Below are 23423 nucleotides of genomic sequence, written 5' to 3' on the forward strand. Positions count from 1 at the left end.
ACGTAGGTATAATTCTGCCAGACATCCGTGGTGAGCGAGCCATGCATCTACTACCAGCCTCTTTACCGTTGAGCCTGCACAGTGCCGAACAGGTGCGTGCGCTGGATGCGCAGTTGATCGCCGCCGGCACGCCCGGTTTCGAGTTGATGCAACGCGCCGCCCACGCGGCCTGGCGCGCCTTGCGCAGACGCTGGCCGGATGCCGGCGAAATCACCGTGCTGGCCGGGCGTGGTAACAATGCCGGTGACGGCTACCTGATTGCGGCTCTGGCTCAGCGTACCGGTTGGCGCGTGCGCGTGCTGGCGGTGGGTGATCCTGCTGCTCTGAGTGGCGATGCTGAGCAGGCCTGCGCCGAGGCGCGAAGGGCGGGCGTGGATGTGCTGCCCTGGAGCGAATGCGCGCCACTGGCTGGCATCGTGGTCGATGCGATGCTCGGCACGGGGCTGGCTGGTGCGGTGCGTGAGCCTTATGCCCAGGCGATGCGCATGCTCAACCAGAGTGGCTTGCCGGTGCTGGCGGTGGATATTCCTTCTGGTTTGCACGCCGATAGCGGCGCGCGCCTGGGGGTGGCGGTGCGCGCCGACCTGACGGTGACCTTTATCGCGCTCAAGCTCGGCCTGTTCACGGGTGTCGGCCCGCAGTTGTGCGGCGAGTTGCAGTTCGACGATCTACAGGGCGACGCTGAGCTATTGGCTCGGGCGCCCAGCGTGGCGCAGCGTCTCGATCCAGCTAACCTGCCGCGTCTGGCCGCCCGCTCGCCAGTGGCACACAAGGGTCAGTTCGGTCACCTGCTGGTAGTTGGGGGTGACCTGGGAATGGGCGGCGCTGCGTTGCTGTGCGCCGATAGCGCGCTGCGTGCCGGTGCCGGGTTAGTGTCGTTGGCCACGCGCGCTGAACATGTTGCTGCCGCCCTGGTACGTCGGCCAGAAATCATGTGTGCCGCGCTAGCCTCGGCCAATCAGTTGCTGAGACTGGTCGAGCGCGCCGATGTCTGCGTGGTAGGGCCTGGCCTGGGTCAGGGGGCCTGGAGCCGTAGTTTGCTGTCTGGCGTGGCGGGTAGCGATCAGCCGCAGGTATGGGATGCCGATGCGTTGAATCTGCTTGCGGCTGGGCAGGTCAGTGCTCCGCGTCATGGCGTGTTGACGCCGCATCCGGGTGAAGCGGCGCGTTTGCTGGGTATCGATACCGCAAGCGTGCAGGCTGATCGGCCGGCTGCCGTGCGGGCCCTGGCGCAACGTTTTGGTCTGGTGGTAGTGCTCAAGGGCGCCGGTAGTCTGGTCGCCGCGCCGGATGGACGTCTGGCGCTGTGTGATCGCGGCCATCCAGCGATGGCAGGAGCCGGCTTGGGTGATGTTCTGGCTGGATTGATTGGTGCGCTGCTAGCGCAGGGCATGGCCGCGTATGATGCGGCCTGCCTGGCGGTATGGCTGCATGCACGTGCCGGTGAGGTGCTGGCTGCGCAGGGGCGCGGGCTGGCTGCCGGTGATCTGCCCTGTACCATTCGTCAGTTATTGGAGGAGGTGTGTCCTTGTACGAAGTGAGATTCGAGGCGGCCGACGAGGCTGCGATGCTGGCGTTGGGCGCGTCGATCGCCGAGGTCAGTGGAGGTGTCGGCACGATTTATCTGCATGGTGATCTGGGGGCCGGCAAGACCACCCTGTCACGCGGTATTCTGCGCGGCCTGGGCCATGTCGGGGCAGTCAAGAGCCCGACCTTCACCCTGGTCGAACCCTATGAGATTGGTGGCGTACGCGCCTTCCACTTCGACCTGTATCGCCTGGTCGATCCCGAGGAGCTTGAGTTTCTCGGGATTCGCGATTACTTCGAAGGTGCCGCTCTGTGCCTGATCGAGTGGCCGCAGCGTGGCGCGGGCGTTTTGCCAAAGCCCGACCTGGACATTACCATTAGCCCTCAAGCGAGCGGCCGTTCGCTGTTGCTGCAGGGGTATGGGGCTCGAGGGGAGGCCTGGTGCAAGGCCCTGAGCAGCAAGGAATGAATAAGAAGCGATGGGGTTGGTTATGCGCATAGGCGCGCTGGTTACAGCTGTGGGGGTGTTGTTGGCGGCCCTGGCTGCCGAGGCCCTGGCTGCCTCCGATATACGGAGCGTGCGTCTGTGGCGTGCCCCGGACAATACCCGTCTGGTCTTCGATCTGTCTGGCCCGGTACAGCACAGCGTGTTCACCCTTGCCGCACCTGATCGCATCGTTATCGACGTCAGTGGCGCCAAGTTGGCTACCAGTCTCGAGCAACTTTCGCTGGCCAACACCCCGATCACCGGTGTGCGCTCGGCGCAGCGCAGCGCTGATGACCTGCGCGTGGTCATCGATTTGTCGGCACCGGTTTCGCCGAAGAGCTTTACCCTGGCGCCCAATCAGCAGTACGGCCATCGCCTGGTTGTCGACCTGTTCGATCAGGGCAGTGCGCCGCCCTCTGCGCCGACCTCCAGCGTTGCCGCCAGCGCGCCGCCCGTGCCGGTCACGCCGACCCAGCCGCCACCCAAGCTGACGCCTGTGCCCAACGGCAAGCGCGATATTGTTATCGCCATCGATGCCGGCCATGGTGGCGAAGACCCTGGTGCGCTGTCGCCGGTCAAAGGGCAGTACGAGAAGAACGTGACCTTGGCCATTTCCAGGGAATTGCAGCGACAGATCAATGCCGAGAAAGGCTTTCGCGGCGAGTTGGTACGCACGGGGGATTACTTCATTCCACTGCGCAAGCGCACCGAGATTGCGCGCAAGAAGGGCGCGGATCTGTTCGTGTCCATTCATGCCGATGCAGCGCCGCGCGCTTCGGCCTTCGGTGCGTCGGTCTATGCCTTGTCCGAGCGCGGAGCAACCTCCGAGACCGCTCGCTGGCTGGCCGATGCCGAGAACCAGTCTGACCTGATCGGCGGTGCCGGCAACGTCAGTCTCGACGACAAGGACAAGATGCTCGCCGGCGTGCTGCTGGACCTGTCGATGACTGCGTCGCTGTCTTCCAGCCTGAATGTCGGGCAGAAGGTGTTGTCGAACATGAGCAGCATCACCCCGCTGCACAAGCGGCGCGTCGAGCAAGCAGGGTTCATGGTGCTGAAGTCGCCGGATATTCCTTCGATCCTGGTGGAAACCGGGTTCATCTCCAATCCCAATGAGGCGAAGAAGCTGCACACTGCCAGCCATCAGCAGGCACTGGCGCGCTCCATTACCACCGGGGTCAAGCAGTTCTTCCACGAGAATCCGCCGCCCGGCACCTACGTAGCCTGGCTGCGTGATGAAGGCAAGATCGTTGCCGGCCCGCGTGAGCATGTGGTGGCACGCGGCGAGAGCCTGGCGCTGATCGCCCAGCGCTACCAGATCAGTCTGGTGGCATTGCGCAGTGCCAATAAGCTCAATGGTGACGTGATCAAAGTCGGCCAGACATTGCAGATACCCGCCACAGCGCTGGCAGCCCAGTAGTGAGTGTCATGTCCCGTATTCATTTGCTCAGCCCGCGCCTGGCCAACCAGATCGCTGCGGGCGAGGTGGTCGAGCGTCCGGCTTCGGTCGCCAAGGAACTGCTGGAAAACAGCCTTGACTCCGGTGCGCGGCGTATCGATATCGACGTCGAGCAGGGCGGCGTCAAGTTGCTCAAGGTGCGTGACGACGGCAGCGGCATCGCCCCGGACGACCTGCCGCTGGCCCTGGCTCGCCACGCCACCAGCAAGATTCGCGAGCTGGAAGATCTCGAGGCCGTGCTCAGCATGGGCTTTCGCGGCGAGGCGCTGGCCTCGATCAGCTCGGTGTCGCGCCTGACCCTGACCTCGCGTACCGCCGACGCCGACCAGGCCTGGCAGGTGGAAACCGAGGGGCGTGACATGGAGCCACGGGTGCAGCCAGCTGCGCACCCGGTGGGCACCTCGGTGGAAGTACGAGATCTGTTCTTCAATACCCCGGCACGGCGCAAGTTCCTGCGCGCCGAGAAAACCGAATTCGATCACCTGCAGGAAGTGATCAAGCGCCTGGCGCTGGCCCGTTTCGATGTCGGCTTTCACCTGCGCCATAACGGCAAGACGGTGCTCAGCCTGCACGAGGCGGGTGACGAGATCAGCCGGGCGCGTCGTGTGGCCTCGGTTTGCGGCCCGGCGTTCCTCGAGCAGGCGCTGCCCATCGAGATCGAGCGCGGCGGTCTGCGCCTGTGGGGCTGGGTCGGCTTGCCCACCTTCTCGCGCAGTCAGGCGGATCTGCAGTATTTCTATGTCAACGGCCGCATGGTGCGCGACAAGCTGGTCGCTCATGCGGTGCGCCAGGCCTATCGCGACGTGCTGTTCAACGGCCGTCACCCGACCTTTGTGCTGTTTCTGGAAATCGACCCGAGCACGGTGGACGTCAACGTTCACCCGACCAAGCACGAAGTGCGCTTCCGTGACAGCCGCATGGTACATGACTTCCTTTACGGTACGTTGCACCGTGCGCTGGCCGATGTACGCCCGGAAGATCAGGTGGCCGCTCCGGCGGCCATCTCCCCCATGTCGCGTGCAAGCGGCCTGGCCGCCGGAGAATTTGGCCCGCAGGGCGAAATGGGTCTGGCTGCCAGTGTGCTGGAAACCCCGGTGGCCAATGCGCAGCCGGCCTGGCGTGGTGCAGGTGCTGGTTATCAGCAACAAGCTAGCAACCCCGGCGTACCGGCTGCCGAAGCGCAAGCCACCTATCGCGAGTATTTCGCCCCGCTGCCCGCTGCGTCGTCCGCAGCGCTGCCGCAGGAGCAGGGCGACATTCCGCCGCTCGGCTATGCCGTGGCGCAGCTCAAGGGGGTCTACATCCTCGCCGAGAATGCCCAGGGCATGGTTGTGGTGGACATGCACGCCGCGCATGAGCGCATCACCTACGAGCGCCTGAAGCATGCGATGGCCAGTGAGGGGTTGCGCGGCCAGCCGTTGCTGGTACCGGAGTCTATCGCTCTCAGTCAGCGCGAAGCCGACTGCGCCGAGGAGCATGGCCAGTGGTTCCAGCGTCTGGGCTTCGAATTGCAGCGCCTGGGAGAGGAGACGCTGGCGATCCGCCAGATTCCGGCGCTGCTCAAGCAGGCCGAAGCGACCCAGTTGGTGCGCGACGTGCTGGCCGATCTGCTCGAATATGGCACCAGCGACCGTATCCAGGCGCACCTCAACGAGCTGCTGGCGACCATGGCCTGCCATGGTGCGGTGCGCGCCAACCGGCGCCTGACCATTCCCGAGATGAACGCCCTATTGCGTGATATGGAACAGACCGAGCGCAGCGGCCAGTGCAACCACGGGCGTCCGACCTGGACGCAATTGAGCATGGATCAGCTCGACAAGTTGTTCATGCGTGGTCAGTAATTGAGCAATGCCCCGCCGAGGGCTCCCGTCTTTGTTGCCGAGTTATATCGATGCCTGCGCTTCCTCCTGCAATCTTCCTGATGGGCCCGACAGCCGCTGGCAAGACTGACCTGGCCCTGGAGCTGGCGCGCGTCTTGCCGTGTGACCTGATCAGCGTTGATTCGGCGCTGATCTATCGTGGCATGGACATCGGCACGGCCAAGCCTGAGCGCGTCATTCTCGACGCGTTTCCTCACGCCCTGATCGATATTCGTGATCCGGCCGAGAGCTATTCGGCGGCGGAGTTTCGCGCCGATGCGCTGGCCGCCATGGCCGAGAGCACGGCGCGTGGCCGTATTCCGCTGCTGGTAGGCGGCACCATGCTCTATTACAAGGCGCTGTTGGAGGGCTTGGCCGATATGCCCAGCGCCGCCCCGGCCATCCGTGCCGAGCTGGAAGCAAGGGCTGCAGCCGAAGGTTGGGAGGCGCTGCATCGGGAGCTGGCTGAGGTCGATCCAGAGTCCGCCGCGCGCATCCATCCCAACGATCCGCAGCGTCTGACTCGGGCGCTTGAGGTCTATCGCGTGAGCGGCCTGAGCATGACCGAGCATCGCCTGCGCCAGGCTGCAGGAAATCCCGATGCGGGTACATCAGGCGCCGGGCAATTACCCTATACTGTTGCTCAGCTTGCTATCGCACCAGCGCAGCGTCAGGTTTTGTATGACCGCATCGCTCAACGATTTCGGGTGATGTTGGAACAGGGTTTCGTGGAAGAGGTCGAAGCCCTGCGTAGACGAAGTGACTTGCACGCGGGATTGCCGTCTATACGGGCGGTGGGTTATCGCCAGGTATGGGAATACCTCGATGGCGAGCTGTCCCGGGACGAGATGGTCGAGCGGGGCATCATCGCCACGCGGCAATTGGCCAAGCGTCAGTTCACCTGGCTACGCGGTTGGGAGAACTTGCATTGGCTCGATAGCCTGGCCTGCGACAATCTGTCTCGCGTCTTGAAATACCTGGAAAGCGTCTCCATATTGAAATGAGACCTTGCCGCTGGTCGTCTATCCTTGGGGGTGGGACGGCCTGAAGCCATTGTTTACCTACTAAAATTATTGAAATTGATCCTCGAAAGGAGTGCGGCACATGTCAAAAGGGCATTCGCTACAAGACCCTTACCTGAATACCCTGCGTAAGGAACGCGTCCCTGTTTCCATCTATCTGGTCAACGGCATCAAGCTGCAGGGCCAGATCGAATCCTTCGACCAGTTCGTCATCCTGCTGAAGAACACTGTCAGCCAGATGGTCTACAAACACGCCATTTCCACCGTCGTACCCAGCCGTCCGGTGCGCCTGCCGAGTGCTGGCGATGCCGAGCAGGCCGATGGCGAGCCAGGTAACGCCTGATAGGGGGCTGCATTGTTCTTCGAGCGTCATGAGGGCGGTGAGCGGGCCATCCTGGTTCATCTGGAAGGCCAAGACTCCGAGGCGAGCGAAGACCCCCAGGAGTTCCAGGAATTGGCCATGTCGGCAGGCGCCGACATGGTCGCTTTCTTCAGTGTGCCCAGCAGTCGTCTGACTGCCAAGTTCCTTATCGGCAGCGGCAAGGTCGAGGAGCTGCGCGACCACGTCAAGGCCGCCGAGGCCGACCTGGTCATCTTCAATCACACCCTGACGCCCAGCCAGGAGCGCAACCTCGAGCGTGCCTTCGAATGCCGTGTGCTCGATCGTACCGGGTTGATCCTCGATATCTTCGCCCAGCGTGCGCGCACTCACGAAGGCAAGCTGCAGGTCGAGTTGGCTCAGCTTGATCACATGAGCACGCGCCTGGTGCGTGGCTGGACCCACCTCGAGCGGCAGAAGGGTGGTATCGGCCTGCGTGGTCCGGGTGAAACCCAGCTGGAAACCGACCGCCGCTTGTTGCGCGTGCGTATTCGCCAGATCAAGCAGAAGCTCGAGAAGGTGCGCAGTCAGCGCGAGCAGGCGCGCCGTGGGCGCAGGCGCGCGGATATTCCATCGGTCTCCCTGGTGGGGTACACCAACGCCGGCAAGTCCACCTTGTTCAATGCCCTGACCACCTCCGAGGTGTATGCGGCCGATCAACTGTTCGCCACACTCGATCCGACCCTGCGCCGTCTGCAGCTCGACGACCTGGGTCCCGTGGTACTGGCCGATACCGTGGGTTTCATTCGCCATCTGCCGCACAAGCTGGTCGAGGCTTTCCGCGCTACGCTTGAAGAATCGAGCAATTCCGACCTGCTGTTGCATGTGATCGACGCCCATGAGCCTGAGCGCATGGCGCAGATCGAGCAGGTGCAGAACGTGCTCAAGGAGATCGGCGCACACGAGTTGCCGATGCTCGAGGTATACAACAAGCTGGATTTGTTGGATGGTGTCGAGCCGCAGATCCAGCGCGATGCTGATGGCAAGCCGCTGCGTGTCTGGTTGTCGGCCCGCGAGGGGCGTGGTCTTGAGCTGTTGCGTCAAGCAGTGGCGGAGCTGTTGGGCGAAGATTTGTTCGTCGCCACGCTGCAGCTGCCGCAACGTTTGGGGCGACTGCGTGCGCAGTTCTTCGCGTTGGGGGCGGTGCAGAGCGAAGAACATGACGAGTTGGGGCGCAGCTTGCTGGCGGTACGTTTGCCGCGAGTCGAGCTCAATCGCCTGGTGAGTCGCGAAGGTTTGGAGCCTCAAACCTTCATCGAGCAACATACTTTGCAATAAAGCCTGGGACGGTGGCTTTGCTGTCACCATAGGGCTTTGGGTAGCATTGGCCGGCGCGCCGTGGGCGCGCCTTCGCTTTATTAGTACGGTGAACGCTATGGCTTGGAATGAGCCGGGTGGCAACTCGAACAATCAAGACCCTTGGGGCGGCCGCAAAGGCGGTGGCCGGCAGGGGCCGCCGGATCTCGACGAAGCGTTCCGCAAGCTGCAAGAAAGCCTCAACGGGCTGTTTGGCGGTGGCAAGAAACGTGGTGACGACGACTCTGGTCGCAGTGGCGGCGGTGGCTTCGGCCTGCTGTTCGTCGGTCTCGGCCTGTTGGCGGTGGTATGGCTGTACAGCGCGATCTACGTGGTGGACGAACAGGAGCAGGCCGTGGTGCTGCGCTTCGGTAAGTACCACGAGACCGTTGGTCCGGGCCTGAATATCTATTTCCCGCCAATCGATCGCAAGTTCCAGGAAAACGTCACGCGTGAGCGCGCCTACAGTAAGCAGGGCGCCATGCTGACCGAAGACGAGAACATCATCGAAGTGCCGCTGACCGTGCAGTATCGGGTGAGCAACCTGCAGGACTTCGTGCTCAACGTCGAGCAGCCGGAAGTCAGTCTGCAGCACGCTACCGACAGTGCCGTGCGCCATGTGGTGGGTTCCACCGAGATGGATCAGGTGCTGACCGAAGGTCGTGAGCTGATAGCCAGCGAGGTGCGTGAGCGCCTGCAGCGTTTCCTCGACAACTACCGCACCGGTATCACCATCACTCAGGTGAACATCCAGAGCGCTGCGGCGCCGCGTGAGGTTCAGGAAGCCTTCGATGACGTGATCCGTGCCCGTGAAGACGAGCAACGCGAGAAGAACCAGGCCGAGTCCTACGCCAACGGCGTGATTCCGGAAGCGCGTGGTCAGGCCCAGCGTCTGCTGGAAGAGGCCAACGGTTACCGTGATGAAGTCATCGCTCGTGCCCAGGGTGAGGCTGATCGCTTCACCAAGCTGGTCGCCGAGTACCGCAAGGCGCCCGAGATCACTCGCGAGCGTCTGTACATCGACACCATGCAGGAAGTGATGAGCAACACCAGCAAGGTTCTGGTCACCGGTGACAAGGGGCAGAACAACCTGCTCTATCTGCCGCTGGACAAGATGATCGACAGCCGTGGTGGTGCTTCTTCCTCCAGTTCTGCCAACAGCAGCAATTCGACAGCGCGTGATCCGGCCGTGCCGCTGAGCAGCGATATGTCGCAGCGTAACCTGCGTACCCGGGAGGGCCGTTGATGAACAACAAGTCCCTGATCGGCCTGATCGTGGCCGTGGTTGTGGCCCTGGTGGCGTGGAACAGCTTCTATATCGTGGCGCAGACCGAGCGTGCGGTGCTGTTGCAGTTCGGGCGAGTGGTTCAGCCTGATGTGCAGCCCGGCCTGCATGTGAAGATCCCCTACGTCAACCAGGTGCGTATCTTCGACGGTCGTCTGCTGACGCTGGACTCGACGTCCTCGCGCTTCCTGACCCTGGAGAAGAAAGCGCTGATGGTCGATGCCTATGCCAAGTGGCGGGTGAAGGATGCCGAGCGCTTCTATCAGTCCACCTCGGGCATGAAGCAGGTCGCCGACGAGCGTCTGGCGCGTCGTCTGGAAGCATCGCTGCGTGACCAGTTCGGTAAGCGCACCCTGCACGAATCGGTATCCGGCGAGCGTGATGCGCTGATGGCTGACGTGACCGCGACCCTCAACCGCGCCGCCGAGCGTGAGTTGGGTATCGAAGTGGTCGATGTTCGGGTCAAGGCCATCGACCTGCCGCGCGAAGTGAACCGCAGCGTGTTCGAGCGGATGAGCACCGAGCGTGAGCGTGAAGCGCGCGAGCATCGCGCCAAGGGTCGTGAGCTGGCCGAAGGTATTCGCGCCGATGCCGATCGTCAGCGCCGCGTACTGCTGGCTGAAGCCTATCGTGAAGCTGAAGAGCTGCGCGGTGACGGTGATGCCCAGGCTGCGTCCATCTACGCCAACGCCTTCGGTCAGGATCAGGAGTTCTACTCCTTCTACCGTAGTCTGCAGGCTTACCGCGAAAGCTTCGCTGACAAGCGTGATGTGCTGGTGCTGGACCCGGGCAGCGATTTCTTCCGCTACCTGGAAAAATCCAGGCCTTGATCGGCAACCCTGGCGGCGCGATGCGTCGCCAGGGTGACCGCAAGGTAAAACGTGGTATCATGCGGCAGCCGGGAAAATCCCGGCTTTTTTGCGTCTGTGGGAATCATGTGGCAGGAACTCGGCATCGCACTGTGTCTGGTATTGGTGCTGGAAGGCATCCTGCCCTTCCTCTATCCGCGCCATTGGCGCGGAGCGGTCATGCAGGCAGCTCGTCTGCCCGACCGCCGACTGCGCCTTATGGGGCTGGCCAGCATGCTGCTGGGTTCGGCCCTTCTATATCTGCTTCACTGAAGGCTTGTGCCGCCCGGATCGAGAGGGGAATGGCGAAATGGCAACGGTAGACCGCTGGCTGCTGCCAGATGGCATCGAAGAAGTACTGCCGCCGGAAGCGGCACGCATCGAGGCGGCACGCCGTCAGGTGCTGGATCTGTTCCAACGTTGGGGTTACGAGTTCGTCGTCACCCCCCATATCGAGTACCTGGAATCCCTGCTGACTGGCGCTGGCCAGGATCTCGACCTGCGTACCTTCAAGGTCACCGATCCGTTGTCCGGTCGGCAGATGGGCTTTCGTGCCGACATCACCCCGCAGGTGGCGCGCATCGATGCTCACACCATGCGCCGTGAGGGGCCGAGCCGTCTGTGCTATGCCGGCAGCGTGTTGCATGCGCAGCCGCGTGCACTGACTACCTCGCGTAGCCCGATCCAGCTGGGTGCCGAGCTCTATGGCGACGCCAGTCCGGCTAGCGACATCGAAGTGATCAGCCTGCTGGTCGAGACCCTCGAGCTGGCTGCGGTGCCGGACGTGCACATGGATCTCGGTCATGTCGGCATCTACCGTGGTCTGGCGCGTGCCGCCGGTCTGTCCGGTGAGGCCGAGCAGCAACTGTTCGATGCGCTGCAGCGCAAGGCCATGGATGAGATCGAGAGCCTGACCGCCGCGTTGCCGGCGGGCCTGGGCAGCATGCTGCGTTCGCTCGCCGAGCTGTGTGGCGGCCGGGAAGTGCTGGATCTGGCCCAGGCCGTGCTGGTCGAGGCGCCGGATGCGGTGCACGCTGCGCTCGATGAGCTGGTGGCCATCGCCGATGCGCTGGAGCTGCGTTATCCGGAGCTGCCGCTGTACTTCGACCTGGGCGAGTTGCGCGGCTACAACTATCACACCGGCGTGGTGTTCGCGGCCTTCGTGCCGGGTGAGGGCGGTGCCATCGCTCAGGGGGGGCGTTATGACGATACTGGCGCGGTATTCGGTCGTGCGCGCCCGGCTACCGGCTTCTCCACGGACCTGAAGACCCTGGTAACCCTGGGTGACATGCGTGTGGATGAGGCGCTCAGCGGTGTCTGGGCGCCGGACAATCATGACCTCTATCTGTGGCAGGCCGTTCGTCGTCTGCGTGGTGAGGGCGAGCGCGTGGTACAGGCGCTGCCCGGGCAGAGCGAGGCGGATGCGCGCGAAGCAGGCTGTGATCGCCTGCTGACGCTGCGCGATGGACGTTGGCAGGTGGCGCCCCTGGCGTCCTGAATACATTTTCGCCGGCCCGCGGCCGGCATCGAAGCTTGCGCGAAGAGGACAAGTTTATGGGTAAGAATGTCGTCGTCCTGGGCACCCAATGGGGTGATGAGGGCAAGGGCAAGATCGTCGACCTGCTCACCGAGCATGCCGCTGCAGTCGTGCGTTATCAGGGCGGTCACAACGCTGGCCACACCCTGGTGATCAACGGTGAGAAGACCGTCCTGCACCTGATTCCGTCCGGTATCCTGCGTGCCGGCGTCGAGTGCCTGATCGGCAACGGTGTGGTCGTCGCTCCCGATGCTCTGATGCGCGAAATCACCAAGCTGGAAGAGAAGGGTGTGCCGGTGCGTGAGCGTCTGCGCATCAGCCCAGCCTGCCCGCTGATCCTGTCCTATCACGTGGCGCTGGATCAGGCGCGTGAGAAGGCGCGTGGCGATGCCAAGATCGGCACCACCGGTCGCGGTATCGGCCCAGCCTACGAAGACAAGGTCGCGCGTCGTGGCCTGCGTGTCGGTGACCTGTTCCACCGCGAGCGCTTCGCCGCCAAGCTGGGTGAACTGCTGGACTACCACAACTTCCAGCTGGTCAACTTCTATAAAGAGCCGGCCATCGACTTCCAGAAGACACTCGACGAGTGCATGGAATACGCCGAGCTGCTCAAGCCGATGATGGCTGACGTCACCGCGGTGCTGCATGACCTGCGTCGTGAGGGCAAGGACATCATGTTCGAAGGTGCCCAGGGTTCGCTGCTGGACATCGACCATGGCACCTACCCCTACGTGACCAGCTCCAACACCACCGCTGGCGGTATCGCCACCGGCTCCGGTTTCGGTCCGCTGTACCTGGACTACATCCTCGGTATCACCAAGGCCTACACCACCCGGGTCGGTTCCGGCCCGTTCCCGACCGAGCTGTTCGATGACGTTGGCGCCTTCCTCGCCAAGCGTGGCCACGAGTTCGGCGCCACCACTGGTCGTGCCCGTCGTTGCGGCTGGTTCGATGCGGTGATCCTGCGTCGCGCCATCGAGATCAACAGCATCTCCGGCCTGTGCCTGACCAAGCTGGACGTGCTCGACGGTCTGGAAACCATCCGTATCTGCACCGGCTACAAAGACGCCAATGGCCAGGTGCTGGTCGATGCGCCGACCGACGCCGACAGCTACATCGGCCTGCAGCCGGTCTACGAGGAAATGCCCGGCTGGAGCGAATCCACCCTGGGCGCCAAGACCCTGGAAGACCTGCCGGCCGCTGCTCGTGCCTACATCAAGCGTGTGGAAGAGCTGGTTGGTGCGCCGATCGACATCATCTCTACCGGCCCGGATCGCAACGAAACCATCGTACTGCGTCATCCGTTTGCCTGATCGAGATGCTCTCGAGTCGCACAGGAGCCGCCTTCGGGCGGCTTTTTTGTGTCCGTCCGTACGGGCGCTCCTGCATAGGAGCTGGGCATGCGCTTTGCTTATATTCAATAAATCCCGGAAGTCGCCGTTATAGCTATTACGGTTGTTGAGGAGTGTCCCCAGTGTTCGCCATCGTTTCCATGTTGCGTAGCCGTTTGTTGCGCCCGGTGTTCGTCGCGCTTGGCCTGGCCATGTTGGTGCAGGTCGGTTTGGCTGTTTGGCTGATGCGCGCCTCGGTCGACGGCATGGTCGAGGATCTGGCGCAGCGTCTGGGCGGTGAGAGCCGCCGCCTGGGTGAAGAGTTGAACATGGCTGAGCGTGAGATGAGTCAGGGCCTCGCTGCGTTGGCCGGCAGTACCCGGGCTCGCCTTGGTGAGGGGCTTTCCGGGCAGTTGAAGGATGAGCAGGCTCAGTTGCGCGTGGTACTCGAGGGCAATCTCAAACAGTCCGGTCAGGCGCTCGCGCAATTGCTGGCTGGGGTGGCGCCGAAGTCCATTTGGGATCTGGATATTCCTGCGCTCACTGCGCTTACCCGAATCGCCCAGCAGGATCCGGCGGTGTTGTTCGCCATCATCTATGACGCCGATGGTCAGCGCCTGACGCGCAACTTCAATCGCAGTAATGCGCAGGTGCGTGAGCTGGTCGCTGCCGGGCAGGGTGACTCGCCGCTGGAGAAGCTGGTGGAGGCGGCCTCGCGTGATCCGCGTGTATACGTGGTCGAGGCGCAAATCAGTCCGATGGGGGCGTCGATCGGCAAGGTGCAGATGGGCCTGTCACTGGATGTGGTGGAAAAGGAGCTGGCCGCGCTCGACGGCCGCTTTGCGTCGTTGGTCAGTGGTGCCGGTGAGTTGGTCGACAGCAGCCTGGCAGGTGCTGCCGAGGAGGCGACCGGTGCGCTGCGCGAGCGTCTGCAGTCGGCTGAGCGCTACACCCAGGAAATGGCACGCAACGGTGGTGAGTCGGTGCGCGTGGCGGCGGATTCGCTGCGCTGGAACATCGCCCTCGGCCTGTTGATCGTGGGGGCGCTGGCAATGGTCGTGGTGGCGCTGGTGCTTGGCTGGCGAGTGCTCAGTCGCTTGCGCCTGCTCAGCGCGGCGCTGAACGATCTGGCTGCGGGCGAGGGCGATCTGACCCGGCGCGTGAGCATCGACAGTCAGGACGAGGTCGGCGAGATGGCCGATGCAGTCAATCGCTTCATCGCCAAGCTGCAACCCATCGTGCGTGAGTCGGGTGAGGTGGCGTTGCGTACCGGTGAGCAGATTCGCAGCCTGACTCAGCGCGGCGTGGCGGCCGAGGCCGCTGCTGGTCGTCAGCGCGATGAGGTGGCGGGCAGCCTGCAGGCGTTGGAGCAAATGGCCGATGAGGCGCAGGCGGAAAGCCAGGCCATGCAGGATGCGCTGCAGCGCGTCGACACCATCCGCCAGGCCGCGCACGAAAATGCGGCGATTGCTCAGCGTCTGTCAGCGCTGATCGAAGGCTTGGTGGCGCGGGTGGCTGATGGTTCGGCGGTGATCGAGCGGCTGGCCAAGCAGAGCGAGCAGATCGAGGTGGTACTGACGGTGATTCAGTCCATCGCCGAACAGACCAACCTGCTCGCGCTCAATGCCGCCATCGAGGCGGCGCGCGCTGGTGAGAGTGGTCGCGGGTTTGCCGTGGTGGCTGACGAGGTGCGTGCGCTGGCGAGCAAGACTCAGCAGTCCACCGGCGATATCCAGACCCATATCGCTGCCCTGCAGCGGGGCGCGCAGGAGGCGGTCGCCGCCATCGCCCAGGCGGGCGCGCAAGGTAGTGAAGGGCTGCAGGTGCTGCGTGACAGTGCGCGCCTGCAGCAATCGGTGCAGCAGTCGGTAGACGAAGTGCATGGCGCCATCAATGCGGCAACTCAGGCCGCGGCACATCAGGCGGACGGTGCGGGAGCGGTACGCGGGCGTGTCGAGATCATTCATGCCGAAGCGCAGCGTGCGGCAGAGGCGGTGGCAGCGATAGCCGGCAATGCGCGCGCGTTGGACGAGCTGGCAGCTCAGCTCAAGGCCAGCCTAGGGCAATTCAAAGTGTAGGGTACGCAGTGCGCACCTCGCTGTTCTATGGTCTGGGCGGGGGGCGTAGCGCGCCCTGCGAGGAGGTCTGCTTTTTCGTGGGCAATAAAAAACCGAGCCATTGGCTCGGTTTTTTGAAATTTGGTGCCCAGGAGAAGACTCGAACTTCCACGACCGTTAAGTCACTGATACCTGAAACCAGCGCGTCTACCAATTCCGCCACCTGGGCACTGCAGCAATGTTCGTCGTTACCGACACGGAGCGTTGCATCCGTTATTTGCAAAATGGCTTATCAGACCACTTCACGAAATTTGGTGCCCAGGAGAAGACTCGAACTTCCACGGCCGTTAAGCCACTGATACCTGAAACCAGCGCGTCTACCAATTCCGCCACCTGGGCACTGAAACTGATGAATCATCATCTGCTTCGTGTTACAACGTCTGCTCGACGCTGTGGGCGCGAACTATACGGGCGGGCATTTACCTTGTAAACCCCTGACCGCAAAAAAATTATTGTCGCCGGAAAAGCTGCCGCGAATGACGTTTTCGCGCTTCAATAGGCAGATGGCATACACCTTTATACATAAGCATAGGTAATCCTTCCTACATGGCCGATTGGCAATCCCTCGATCCCGAGGCCGCCCGCGAGGCGGAAAAATACGACAACCCCATCCCCAGTCGCGAACTGATCCTGGCCCATCTGGCCGAGCGAGGTTCGCCCGCCAGTCGCGAGCAGCTGGTCGAAGAGTTCGGTCTCGATACCGAGGACCAGCTTGAAGCGCTGCGCCGCCGCCTGCGCGCCATGGAGCGCGATGGTCAGCTCATCTATACCCGCCGCGGCACCTACGCGCCGGTGGACAAGCTCGATCTGATCTGCGGGCGCATCAGCGGTCACCGCGACGGCTTCGGCTTCCTCGTGCCGGATGACGGCAGTGATGACCTTTTCCTCAGTCCGGCGCAGATGCGTCTGGTGTTCGATGGTGACCGTGCCCTGGTGCGCGTGGCCGGTCTCGACCGGCGCGGCCGTCGCGAAGGCAGCATCGTCGAGGTGATCAGCCGTGCTCACGAGAGCATCGTCGGCCGTTACTACGAAGAGAACGGCATCGGCTTCGTCGTTGCCGACAATCCCAAGATCCAGCAGGAAGTGCTGGTCACCCCAGGGCGCACTGCCGGTGCGCGCATTGGTCAGTTCGTCGAGATCAAGATCACTCACTGGCCTACGCAGCGTTTCCAGCCGCAGGGCGACATCGTCGAGGTAATCGGCAACTACATGGCGCCGGGCATGGAGATCGACGTGGCGCTGCGCAGCTACGACATCCCGCACGTCTGGCCCGAGGCGGTAGTCAAGGAAGCGCGCAAGCTCAAGCCTGAGGTGGAGGAGAAGGACAAGGAGAAGCGCATCGACTTGCGCCATCTGCCTTTCGTCACCATCGATGGTGAAGACGCCCGCGACTTCGACGATGCGGTCTACTGCGAGAAGAACAGCAGCCGTTGGAAGTTGTTCTCCGGTGGCTGGAAACTCTACGTGGCCATCGCCGACGTCTCGCACTACGTCAAGGTCGGCTCGGCGCTGGATGCCGAGGCGGTCGTGCGCGGCAACTCGGTGTATTTCCCCGAGCGCGTCGTACCGATGCTGCCGGAGGAACTGTCCAACGGCCTGTGCTCGCTCAACCCGCATGTCGATCGCCTTGCCATGGTCTGCGAAATGACCATGTCCAAGAGCGGCCAGATGGTCGACTACAAGTTCTACGAGGCGGTGATCCACTCCCATGCGCGCCTGACCTACAACAAGGTCAGCCTGATGCTGGAAGATCCCAAGAGCAGCGAGGGCAAGTCCCTGCGCAGCGAGTACAAGGAGGTCCTGCCGCACCTCAATCAGCTCTACGCGCTGTATCAGGTACTGGCCGCCGCTCGTCACGAGCGCGGCGCCATCGACTTCGAGACCCAGGAAACCCGCATCATCTTCGGCGAAGGGCGCAAGATCGCGGAGATCCGCCCGACCCAGCGCAACGATGCGCACAAACTGATCGAGGAGTGCATGCTGGCCGCCAACGTGGCCACCGCGCGCTTCATGCAGGATCACCAGATCCCGTCACTGTATCGCGTGCACGGTGGCCCGCCGCCGGAGCGCCTGGAGAAACTCAACGCCTTCCTCGGTGAGCTGGGGTTGTCGCTGCAGCGTGGCAAGTCCAAGGATGGTCCGTCACCCAAGGACTATCAGCGCCTGCTGGAAAGCATCCGCGAGCGCCCGGACTATCACCTGATCCAGACCGTGATGCTGCGTTCGCTGAGTCAGGCGGTGTACAGCGCGCAGAGCGAAGGGCACTTCGGCCTCAATTACGAGGCTTACACTCACTTCACCTCGCCGATCCGTCGCTATCCCGACCTGTTGGCGCATCGTGCCATTCGCAGCGTGATCCGTTCCAAGCGCGACACCAAGCACGTGGAGCGTGCCGGTGCGGCAGTCATGCCCAAGGCGCGTATCTATCCGTACGACGAAGCGACCCTGGAAAAGCTCGGCGAGCAGTGCTCGATGACCGAGCGCCGTGCCGACGAAGCGACCCGCGACGTGGTCAACTGGCTCAAGTGCGAGTTCATGCAGGATCGTGTCGGTGAGACCTTCCCCGGTGTGATCACTGCCGTGACCGGTTTCGGTATTTTCGTCGAGCTGCGCGACATATACGTCGAGGGCCTGGTGCATGTGACCGCGCTGCCGGCCGACTACTACCACTTCGACCCGGTTCACCATCGTCTGTCCGGCGAGCGCAGTGGGCGCAGCTTCCGCTTGGGCGATAGCGTCGAGGTCAAGGTCATGCGCGTCGATCTCGACGAGCGCAAGATTGAATTCGAACTGTCCCAGGCCGCTGAGCGTGAGGCCATTGGTCGTGGCAGTTGCGCTGGCAAGGCGCCGAGCATGGGCAATACCGACGTGCAGAAGAGCCGAGACGTGAAGAAGGCGCTGCTGGCCGGCGCCAAGGCTGGCAAGGGCGCTGCCGGCAAGTCGGCGAGCAAGCCGGCCGGTGGTGCGCGCAAAGGCTCCGGGCGTAGTGACAGTGCCCCGCCAGCTGCCGGAAAGCCGCGCAAGCGTAAGGCCAAGTCATGAGTGATCTGGAAAAGATCTACGGCGTACATGCCGTAGAGGCCATGCTGCGTCATCATCCCAAACGGGTGAAGCAGGTCTGGCTGGCCGATGGTCGCAGTGATCCTCGGGTGCAGCCCTTGCTGGAGCTGGCTGCGCAGTCTCGCGTAAAAGTGGGGCAGTGCGAGCGCCGTGAGATGGACGCCTGGGTCGAGGGTGTGCACCAGGGTGTGGTTGCCGATGTCAGCCCCAGTCAGGTCTGGGGCGAGGCGATGCTCGAGGAGTTGCTTGAGCGCTGCGAGGGCCCGCCTTTGCTGCTGGTGCTCGACGGCGTGACCGACCCGCACAACCTTGGGGCTTGTCTGCGCACGGCAGATGCCGCCGGCGCGTTGGCGGTGATTGTGCCCAAGGACAAATCGGCAACCCTCAACGCCACGGTACGCAAGGTGGCCTGTGGTGCTGCCGAGGTGATTCCGCTGGTGGCGGTGACCAACCTGGCGCGCAGTCTGGAGAAGTTGCAGCAGCGCGGCCTGTGGGTGGTTGGTACGGCCGGTGAGGCCGAGCTTGAGGTCTATCAGCAGGACATGACCGGGCCGACCGTGCTGGTCATGGGGGCCGAGGGCAAGGGAATGCGCCGTTTGACCCGCGAGCATTGCGATTACCTGGTCAAGCTGCCCATGAGCGGCAGTGTCAGCAGTCTCAACGTCTCGGTTGCTACCGGGGTCTGCTTGTTCGAGGCGGTGCGTCAGAGAAACAATAAGCGTCAGGTAAAAAGCTCCAAGTAACAGCGATTACTGCGGGCCGGTGTGCGTGCTGCGTACCCCGGCCGTCGTAGGGCGTACTCGGCTTTGGCATTCTGCGCTGCTCTACCTCCTGCATTCAGCAGTCGTCACGAAGCAGTACGCCAGGTGTCCTGATGGAGCGTAATGCTGGACTCGGTATGCCTTGGCGGACTGTTCGCTGCGCTCCTGGGTCCGCCCTACGTCCTAGGGTTTGTTGCCGTTTCGCGCACGGCCGCGACGGAGCCAGTTTTTGCGTGGGGCTAGGCGCAGCAACGCGGCTCACGTCGAAACGGCAACAGACCCTAGCCCTATGCTCTGCGCTCCAGGTTGTCTTACGCTCGGGGCCTGCTGCCCACGGATGCGCCCGCGGCTGGCTGTTCAAATAATCGCCAATCTGCCTTGCGTGCGGCGAGGGGCTTCTCTAGAATGGCGCCCCTTGCCGTGACGGCAGGCCCTTTCGCGCCTACCGCCTGGCAAGCTCATCACGAGAAAAACCCACTCCTTGCCTGACCACCTTAGTTGGCAGGCTACAACCCGTAAGGAGCATTTATGCGTCATTACGAAATCATCTTTCTGGTTCACCCGGACCAGAGCGAGCAAGTCGGCGGCATGGTCGAGCGTTACACCAAGCTGATCGAAGAAGACGGTGGCAAGATTCACCGCCTGGAAGATTGGGGCCGTCGTCAGCTGGCTTACGCCATCAACAACGTCCACAAAGCCCACTACGTGATGCTCAACGTAGAGTGCACCGGCAAGGCCCTGGCCGAGCTGGAAGACAACTTCCGCTACAACGACGCCGTGATCCGTAACCTGGTCATCCGTCGCGACGAGGCCGTCACTGGCCAGTCCGAGATGCTGAAGGCCGAAGAAAACCGCAGTGAGCGCCGCGAGCGTCGTGAACGTCCTGAAAACGCCGAGTCCAACGACGGCGATGACAGCGACAGCAACGACAGCGACAACGCTGACGAGTAATCCACGGATCTATTGAGGAGCCAATCACATGGCACGTTTCTTCCGTCGTCGTAAATTCTGCCGCTTCACCGCTGAAGACGTGAAAGAGATCGATTTCAAAGATCTCAACACCCTGAAAGCCTACATCTCGGAAACCGGCAAAATCGTTCCTAGCCGTATCACCGGTACCAAGGCTCGTTATCAGCGTCAGCTGGCCACCGCTATCAAGCGCGCCCGCTTCCTGGCCCTGCTGCCCTACACCGACAGCCACGGCCGCTGAGACCGGGCAGTCGACAAGAGTTAAGGAATAGATCGCATGCGCGCCCTGGCTGAATACATCATGCGCGGCCGTATGCAGGCCACCCTCGTGGTGGTGGGATCGGCAGCGATGCCGCTGTTGTTCTGGTTGAGTGCCGCCGCTGGCAGCCTGGTGCTGTTGCGGCGTGGAGCCAGTGATGCCATCGGCATCCTGGCCTGGGCCATGCTACCGGCGATTGCCTGGTGGTATTTCGGCGAACCGCGCACCTTGCTGGTGCTGGTCGGCGCGCTGGGGTTGGCGTTGTTGTTGCGCGCCAACTGGACCTGGAACCGCATACTGCTGAGCAGTGTGGCGCTGGGCCTGGTGTATGGATTTGTCCTTGGGGCAGTGTTCCGCGAACCCATCGCGGCCATGGCTGGTGAGCTGCAGAAGCTGCTGCCAACCATGTTCGATGGGGCTCACCAGCAATTGTCGGTGGGTGAACGCGAGCGTCTCGAGGCACTGATCGCACCGGTGCTGACCGGACTGCTGGCAGCCTTGCTGCAGATTCTGAGCTTGCTGAGCCTGATCCTTGGGCGTTACTGGCAGGCCGTGTTGTACAACCCTGGCGGTTTTGGTCGCGAGTTTCGCGCGCTGAGGCTGTCGCTGCCGCAGGCGCTGTTGCTGCTGGCGGGCATGATGCTAGGTCCCAATCTGGGGCCGCAGTTGGCCATGCTCACGCCGCTGTGTAGTGTGCCGCTGCTGTTCGCCGGGATCGCCCTGGTGCACGGCCTGGTGGATAAGGGTGGGCTCGCCCGCTTCTGGCTGGTGGGCATGTACATCACGCTCCTGCTGTTCATGCAGCTGATCTATCCGTTACTGGTGGTCTTGGCCATCGTCGACAGTCTGTTTGATTTTCGCGGTCGCCTGGCGCGCAAGAATGGCCCGGGCTCTGCGAACGGTGAAGGTTAAAAGTTAAGAGGTAAGACCCAAATGGAAGTCATCCTGCTGGAAAAAATCGCCAATCTGGGCAACCTGGGCGACAAAGTGAACGTTAAAGCCGGTTACGGCCGTAACTTCCTGCTGCCGCAAGGCAAAGCCACCGCTGCTACCGCTGAAAACGTAGCTGCGTTCGAAGCCCGTCGCGCCGAGCTGGAAAAAGCTGCTGCCGAGAAGAAAGCTTCCGCTGAATCTCGCGCTGCTCAGCTGGCTGAGCTGGAAGTCACCATCACCGCCACCGCTGGCGATGAAGGCAAGCTGTTCGGTTCCATCGGCACCCACGACATCGCTGACGCCCTGACCGCCTCCGGCGTTGAAGTGGCCAAAGCTGAAGTTCGTCTGCCGAACGGCACCATTCGCCAGATTGGCGAATACGACGTAGCTGTGCACCTGCACACCGACGTTGAAGCCACCGTCAAGGTGATCGTGGTCGCTGCTTAATCAAGTAGCCGCCAGGCGGACTTGCGCTGTAGCGTAGGTCTGCTGACAATCGGGCACGGTATCGCTCTGCGATCCGTGCCCTTTGTTTTTCTATCGCAGTATTTTCTTCCCGAGCCTATGAACGACATCAGCATTCCCGAGCAATACGACCTGCAGACTGCCGCCCTGAAAGTGCCACCGCACTCCATCGAGGCGGAACAGGCGGTGCTCGGCGGCCTGATGCTCGACAACAATGCCTGGGAGCGCGTGCTCGATGGTGTGTCGGATGTCGACTTCTATCGCCACGACCACCGGCTGATCTTCCGCGCCATCTTCAAGCTGGCCGAGCGTAACGAACCCTTCGACGTGGTGACCCTGTCCGAGCAGTTGGACAAGGAAGGGCAACTGTCGCAGGTCGGCGGTCTGGCCTATCTCGCCGAGCTGGCGAAGAACACGCCGTCGGTGGCCAACATCAAGGCCTATGCGCAGATCATTCGTGAGCGCGCCACGCTGCGCAAGCTGATCAGCATCAGCAACGAGATTGCCGACAGTGCCTACGCCCCGGAAGGCCGTACCGGCGAGGAGATTCTCGACGAAGCGGAGCGCCTGATCTTCCAGATCGCCGAAGACCGCCCCAAGACTGGCGGGCCGGTGGGCATCAACGACATTCTGGTCAAGGCCATCGACCGCATCGACACGCTGTTCAACAACGGCGACGCGATCACCGGCCTGTCCACCGGTTTTGATGACCTGGATAACTTGACCAGTGGCCTGCAGCCGGCCGACATGATCATCGTCGCCGGCCGTCCGTCGATGGGTAAGACCACCTTCGCCATGAACCTGGTGGAAAACGCGCTGATGCGTAGCGACAAGGCGATTCTCGTCTACTCGCTGGAGATGCCGTCGGAATCCATCGTGATTCGTATGCTCGCCTCGCTGGGGCGTATCGATCAGACCAAGGTACGTGCCGGCCAACTCGACGACGATGACTGGCCGCGTCTGACCAGCGCAGTCAACCTGCTCAACGACCGTAAGCTGTTCATCGACGATACCGCCGGTATTTCACCGAGCGAGATGCGCGCGCGTACCCGCCGCCTGGCGCGCGAGCACGGCGAAATCGGCCTGATCATGGTCGACTACCTGCAACTGATGCAGATTCCCGGCTCCAGCGGCGACAGCCGGGTTAACGAGATCTCCGAGATCTCGCGCTCGCTCAAGGGCTTAGCCAAGGAGTTCAACTGCCCGGTCATCGCCCTTTCACAGCTCAACCGTGGTCTGGAACAGCGTCCCAACAAGCGCCCGATCAACTCCGACTTGCGTGAGTCCGGTGCAATCGAGCAGGACGCCGACATCATCATGTTCGTATACCGCGATGAGGTGTATCACCCCGAGACCGAGTACAAGGGGGTGGCCGAGATCATCATCGGCAAGCAGCGTAACGGCCCGCTGGGCACCGCGCGCCTGGCCTTCCTCGGCAAGTATTCGCGCTTCGAGAACCTGGCGCCGGGTAGCTACCAGTTCGACGACGAATGAGATTCTCAGCCCGGGCGTCGTAGGGGCGAGTTCTGTAGCCGGATGCAATCCGGGGCTCTCGGCGCAGAAGCCCCCGGATTGCATCCGTATATGGACTCCTCCCGTTTTGCCAGTGAAATAATCTGCCTCTGAACCTAGGTACGACTGCTTCCGTATATTCGACTTCTGATAAGGCGTTAGCCTTGAGCCATGATGAATTTCGCTCCTGTGCGCCTAACCGGGCTAGCGGCCTTGCAAAGCAGAGGGCCGATGGATGCAGCAGGTTACACACAGGTCGGTGCGACCGGTTCGTCATCAGTTCATGTCACTGTGCAATCGAGTGGATCTCTACTACG

Annotated in this window: 20 protein-coding genes and 2 tRNA genes; 20 read left to right on the forward strand and 2 right to left on the reverse strand. The window is 62.5% G+C overall.

Translation table 11 applies throughout. The features are described 5' to 3' along the window. Positions 1-41: 41 nt before the first annotated feature. The 13 genes from DBO86_RS18060 (at position 42) to DBO86_RS18120 (ending at position 15108) form a co-directional block, all read left to right on the forward strand. Positions 42-1541, forward strand: a complete 1500-nt coding sequence (locus tag DBO86_RS18060) for an NAD(P)H-hydrate dehydratase (RefSeq protein WP_108234424.1) — start codon at positions 42-44, stop codon at positions 1539-1541. After that, positions 1529-1996 carry a tRNA (adenosine(37)-N6)-threonylcarbamoyltransferase complex ATPase subunit type 1 TsaE gene (gene tsaE, locus DBO86_RS18065; protein WP_039964293.1) on the forward strand — a complete coding sequence of 156 codons (468 nt, stop codon included), beginning with the start codon at positions 1529-1531 and terminating at the stop codon, positions 1994-1996. Before DBO86_RS18060 ends, tsaE begins: the two co-directional genes overlap by 13 nt. Positions 1997-2006: 10 nt before the next feature. Further along, the gene (locus DBO86_RS18070) at positions 2007-3434 is read left to right on the forward strand and encodes an N-acetylmuramoyl-L-alanine amidase (RefSeq protein ID WP_208630493.1); all 1428 of its coding nucleotides are present in this window, start codon (positions 2007-2009) and stop codon (positions 3432-3434) included. An 8-nt stretch (positions 3435-3442) separates the two neighbouring features. Beyond that, the gene (gene mutL, locus DBO86_RS18075) at positions 3443-5314 is read left to right on the forward strand and encodes a DNA mismatch repair endonuclease MutL (RefSeq protein WP_108234434.1); all 1872 of its coding nucleotides are present in this window, start codon (positions 3443-3445) and stop codon (positions 5312-5314) included. Positions 5315-5364: 50 nt separating this feature from the next. Beyond that, positions 5365-6336, forward strand: a complete 972-nt coding sequence (miaA, locus tag DBO86_RS18080; RefSeq protein WP_108234426.1) for a tRNA (adenosine(37)-N6)-dimethylallyltransferase MiaA — start codon at positions 5365-5367, stop codon at positions 6334-6336. A gap of 100 nt (positions 6337-6436) precedes the next feature. Next, entirely contained in the window at positions 6437-6697 is a 261-nt protein-coding gene (hfq, locus tag DBO86_RS18085) for an RNA chaperone Hfq (protein WP_003459200.1), read from the forward strand. Positions 6698-6709: 12 nt separating this feature from the next. After that, positions 6710-8011 (forward strand): ribosome rescue GTPase HflX, encoded by a 1302-nt coding sequence (hflX, locus tag DBO86_RS18090; protein WP_108234427.1) that lies wholly within the window; start codon positions 6710-6712, stop codon positions 8009-8011. Positions 8012-8108: 97 nt separating this feature from the next. Continuing rightward, a complete protein-coding gene (hflK, locus tag DBO86_RS18095) occupies positions 8109-9275 on the forward strand; it encodes an FtsH protease activity modulator HflK (protein ID WP_075745215.1) in 1167 nt (388 codons plus the stop codon). Then, a complete protein-coding gene (hflC, locus tag DBO86_RS18100; RefSeq protein WP_017678667.1) occupies positions 9275-10144 on the forward strand; it encodes a protease modulator HflC in 870 nt (289 codons plus the stop codon). Before hflK ends, hflC begins: the two co-directional genes overlap by 1 nt. Positions 10145-10249: 105 nt before the next feature. Next, positions 10250-10435 (forward strand): DUF2065 domain-containing protein, encoded by a 186-nt coding sequence (locus DBO86_RS18105; protein ID WP_092379767.1) that lies wholly within the window; start codon positions 10250-10252, stop codon positions 10433-10435. Between the two features lie 37 nt (positions 10436-10472). After that, the gene (locus DBO86_RS18110; RefSeq protein WP_074855073.1) at positions 10473-11660 is read left to right on the forward strand and encodes an ATP phosphoribosyltransferase regulatory subunit; all 1188 of its coding nucleotides are present in this window, start codon (positions 10473-10475) and stop codon (positions 11658-11660) included. Between the two features lie 56 nt (positions 11661-11716). Then, positions 11717-13012 carry an adenylosuccinate synthase gene (locus DBO86_RS18115; RefSeq protein WP_108234428.1) on the forward strand — a complete coding sequence of 432 codons (1296 nt, stop codon included), beginning with the start codon at positions 11717-11719 and terminating at the stop codon, positions 13010-13012. A gap of 161 nt (positions 13013-13173) precedes the next feature. Beyond that, positions 13174-15108, forward strand: a complete 1935-nt coding sequence (locus DBO86_RS18120; protein ID WP_108234429.1) for a methyl-accepting chemotaxis protein — start codon at positions 13174-13176, stop codon at positions 15106-15108. Positions 15109-15229: 121 nt separating this feature from the next. Here DBO86_RS18120 and DBO86_RS18125 read toward each other — a convergent pair. Both DBO86_RS18125 and DBO86_RS18130 read right to left on the reverse strand, forming a co-directional pair. Continuing rightward, positions 15230-15316 (reverse strand) — tRNA-Leu (locus DBO86_RS18125). 83 nt (positions 15317-15399) lie between these two features. Continuing rightward, positions 15400-15486 (reverse strand) — tRNA-Leu (locus DBO86_RS18130). A 207-nt stretch (positions 15487-15693) separates the two neighbouring features. Here DBO86_RS18130 and rnr point away from each other — a divergent pair. The 7 genes from rnr to dnaB all read left to right on the forward strand — a co-directional run bounded on the left by rnr (position 15694) and on the right by dnaB (position 23088). Beyond that, positions 15694-18189 carry a ribonuclease R gene (rnr, locus tag DBO86_RS18135; RefSeq protein ID WP_108234430.1) on the forward strand — a complete coding sequence of 832 codons (2496 nt, stop codon included), beginning with the start codon at positions 15694-15696 and terminating at the stop codon, positions 18187-18189. Then, positions 18186-18950: a 23S rRNA (guanosine(2251)-2'-O)-methyltransferase RlmB gene (gene rlmB, locus DBO86_RS18140; RefSeq protein ID WP_074855070.1), complete on the forward strand. Its 765-nt coding sequence runs from the start codon at positions 18186-18188 to the stop codon at positions 18948-18950. Before rnr ends, rlmB begins: the two co-directional genes overlap by 4 nt. A gap of 546 nt (positions 18951-19496) precedes the next feature. Continuing rightward, the gene (rpsF, locus tag DBO86_RS18145; protein WP_003246846.1) at positions 19497-19919 is read left to right on the forward strand and encodes a 30S ribosomal protein S6; all 423 of its coding nucleotides are present in this window, start codon (positions 19497-19499) and stop codon (positions 19917-19919) included. A 28-nt stretch (positions 19920-19947) separates the two neighbouring features. Continuing rightward, on the forward strand, positions 19948-20178 hold the full coding sequence (gene rpsR / locus DBO86_RS18150; RefSeq protein ID WP_003246847.1) for a 30S ribosomal protein S18: 231 nt from the start codon (positions 19948-19950) through the stop codon (positions 20176-20178). A 36-nt stretch (positions 20179-20214) separates the two neighbouring features. Further along, positions 20215-21108, forward strand: a complete 894-nt coding sequence (locus DBO86_RS18155) for a YybS family protein (RefSeq protein ID WP_104730035.1) — start codon at positions 20215-20217, stop codon at positions 21106-21108. Between the two features lie 21 nt (positions 21109-21129). Beyond that, a complete protein-coding gene (rplI, locus tag DBO86_RS18160; protein ID WP_108234431.1) occupies positions 21130-21576 on the forward strand; it encodes a 50S ribosomal protein L9 in 447 nt (148 codons plus the stop codon). Positions 21577-21693: 117 nt separating this feature from the next. Further along, positions 21694-23088 carry a replicative DNA helicase gene (gene dnaB / locus DBO86_RS18165; RefSeq protein ID WP_075745233.1) on the forward strand — a complete coding sequence of 465 codons (1395 nt, stop codon included), beginning with the start codon at positions 21694-21696 and terminating at the stop codon, positions 23086-23088. Positions 23089-23423 lie beyond the last annotated feature (335 nt).

Source organism: Ectopseudomonas oleovorans (assembly GCF_003052605.1).
Taxonomy (GTDB): Bacteria; Pseudomonadota; Gammaproteobacteria; order Pseudomonadales; family Pseudomonadaceae; genus Aquipseudomonas; species Aquipseudomonas oleovorans_A.

Excerpts from the sequence above, each read along its gene's own strand:
- DBO86_RS18060 (WP_108234424.1), top strand. The coding sequence starts at position 42 with ATGCATCTACTACCAGCCTCTTTACCGTTGAGCCTGCACAGTGCCGAA.
- DBO86_RS18070 (WP_208630493.1), top strand. The coding sequence starts at position 2,007 with ATGGGGTTGGTTATGCGCATAGGCGCGCTGGTTACAGCTGTGGGGGTG.
- mutL (WP_108234434.1), top strand. The coding sequence starts at position 3,443 with ATGTCCCGTATTCATTTGCTCAGCCCGCGCCTGGCCAACCAGATCGCT.
- miaA (WP_108234426.1), top strand. The coding sequence starts at position 5,365 with ATGCCTGCGCTTCCTCCTGCAATCTTCCTGATGGGCCCGACAGCCGCT.
- hfq (WP_003459200.1), top strand. The coding sequence starts at position 6,437 with ATGTCAAAAGGGCATTCGCTACAAGACCCTTACCTGAATACCCTGCGT.
- hflK (WP_075745215.1), top strand. The coding sequence starts at position 8,109 with ATGGCTTGGAATGAGCCGGGTGGCAACTCGAACAATCAAGACCCTTGG.
- hflC (WP_017678667.1), top strand. The coding sequence starts at position 9,275 with ATGAACAACAAGTCCCTGATCGGCCTGATCGTGGCCGTGGTTGTGGCC.
- DBO86_RS18105 (WP_092379767.1), top strand. The coding sequence starts at position 10,250 with ATGTGGCAGGAACTCGGCATCGCACTGTGTCTGGTATTGGTGCTGGAA.
- DBO86_RS18110 (WP_074855073.1), top strand. The coding sequence starts at position 10,473 with ATGGCAACGGTAGACCGCTGGCTGCTGCCAGATGGCATCGAAGAAGTA.
- DBO86_RS18115 (WP_108234428.1), top strand. The coding sequence starts at position 11,717 with ATGGGTAAGAATGTCGTCGTCCTGGGCACCCAATGGGGTGATGAGGGC.
- rnr (WP_108234430.1), top strand. The coding sequence starts at position 15,694 with ATGGCCGATTGGCAATCCCTCGATCCCGAGGCCGCCCGCGAGGCGGAA.
- rlmB (WP_074855070.1), top strand. The coding sequence starts at position 18,186 with ATGAGTGATCTGGAAAAGATCTACGGCGTACATGCCGTAGAGGCCATG.
- rpsF (WP_003246846.1), top strand. The coding sequence starts at position 19,497 with ATGCGTCATTACGAAATCATCTTTCTGGTTCACCCGGACCAGAGCGAG.
- rpsR (WP_003246847.1), top strand. The coding sequence starts at position 19,948 with ATGGCACGTTTCTTCCGTCGTCGTAAATTCTGCCGCTTCACCGCTGAA.
- DBO86_RS18155 (WP_104730035.1), top strand. The coding sequence starts at position 20,215 with ATGCGCGCCCTGGCTGAATACATCATGCGCGGCCGTATGCAGGCCACC.
- rplI (WP_108234431.1), top strand. The coding sequence starts at position 21,130 with ATGGAAGTCATCCTGCTGGAAAAAATCGCCAATCTGGGCAACCTGGGC.
- dnaB (WP_075745233.1), top strand. The coding sequence starts at position 21,694 with ATGAACGACATCAGCATTCCCGAGCAATACGACCTGCAGACTGCCGCC.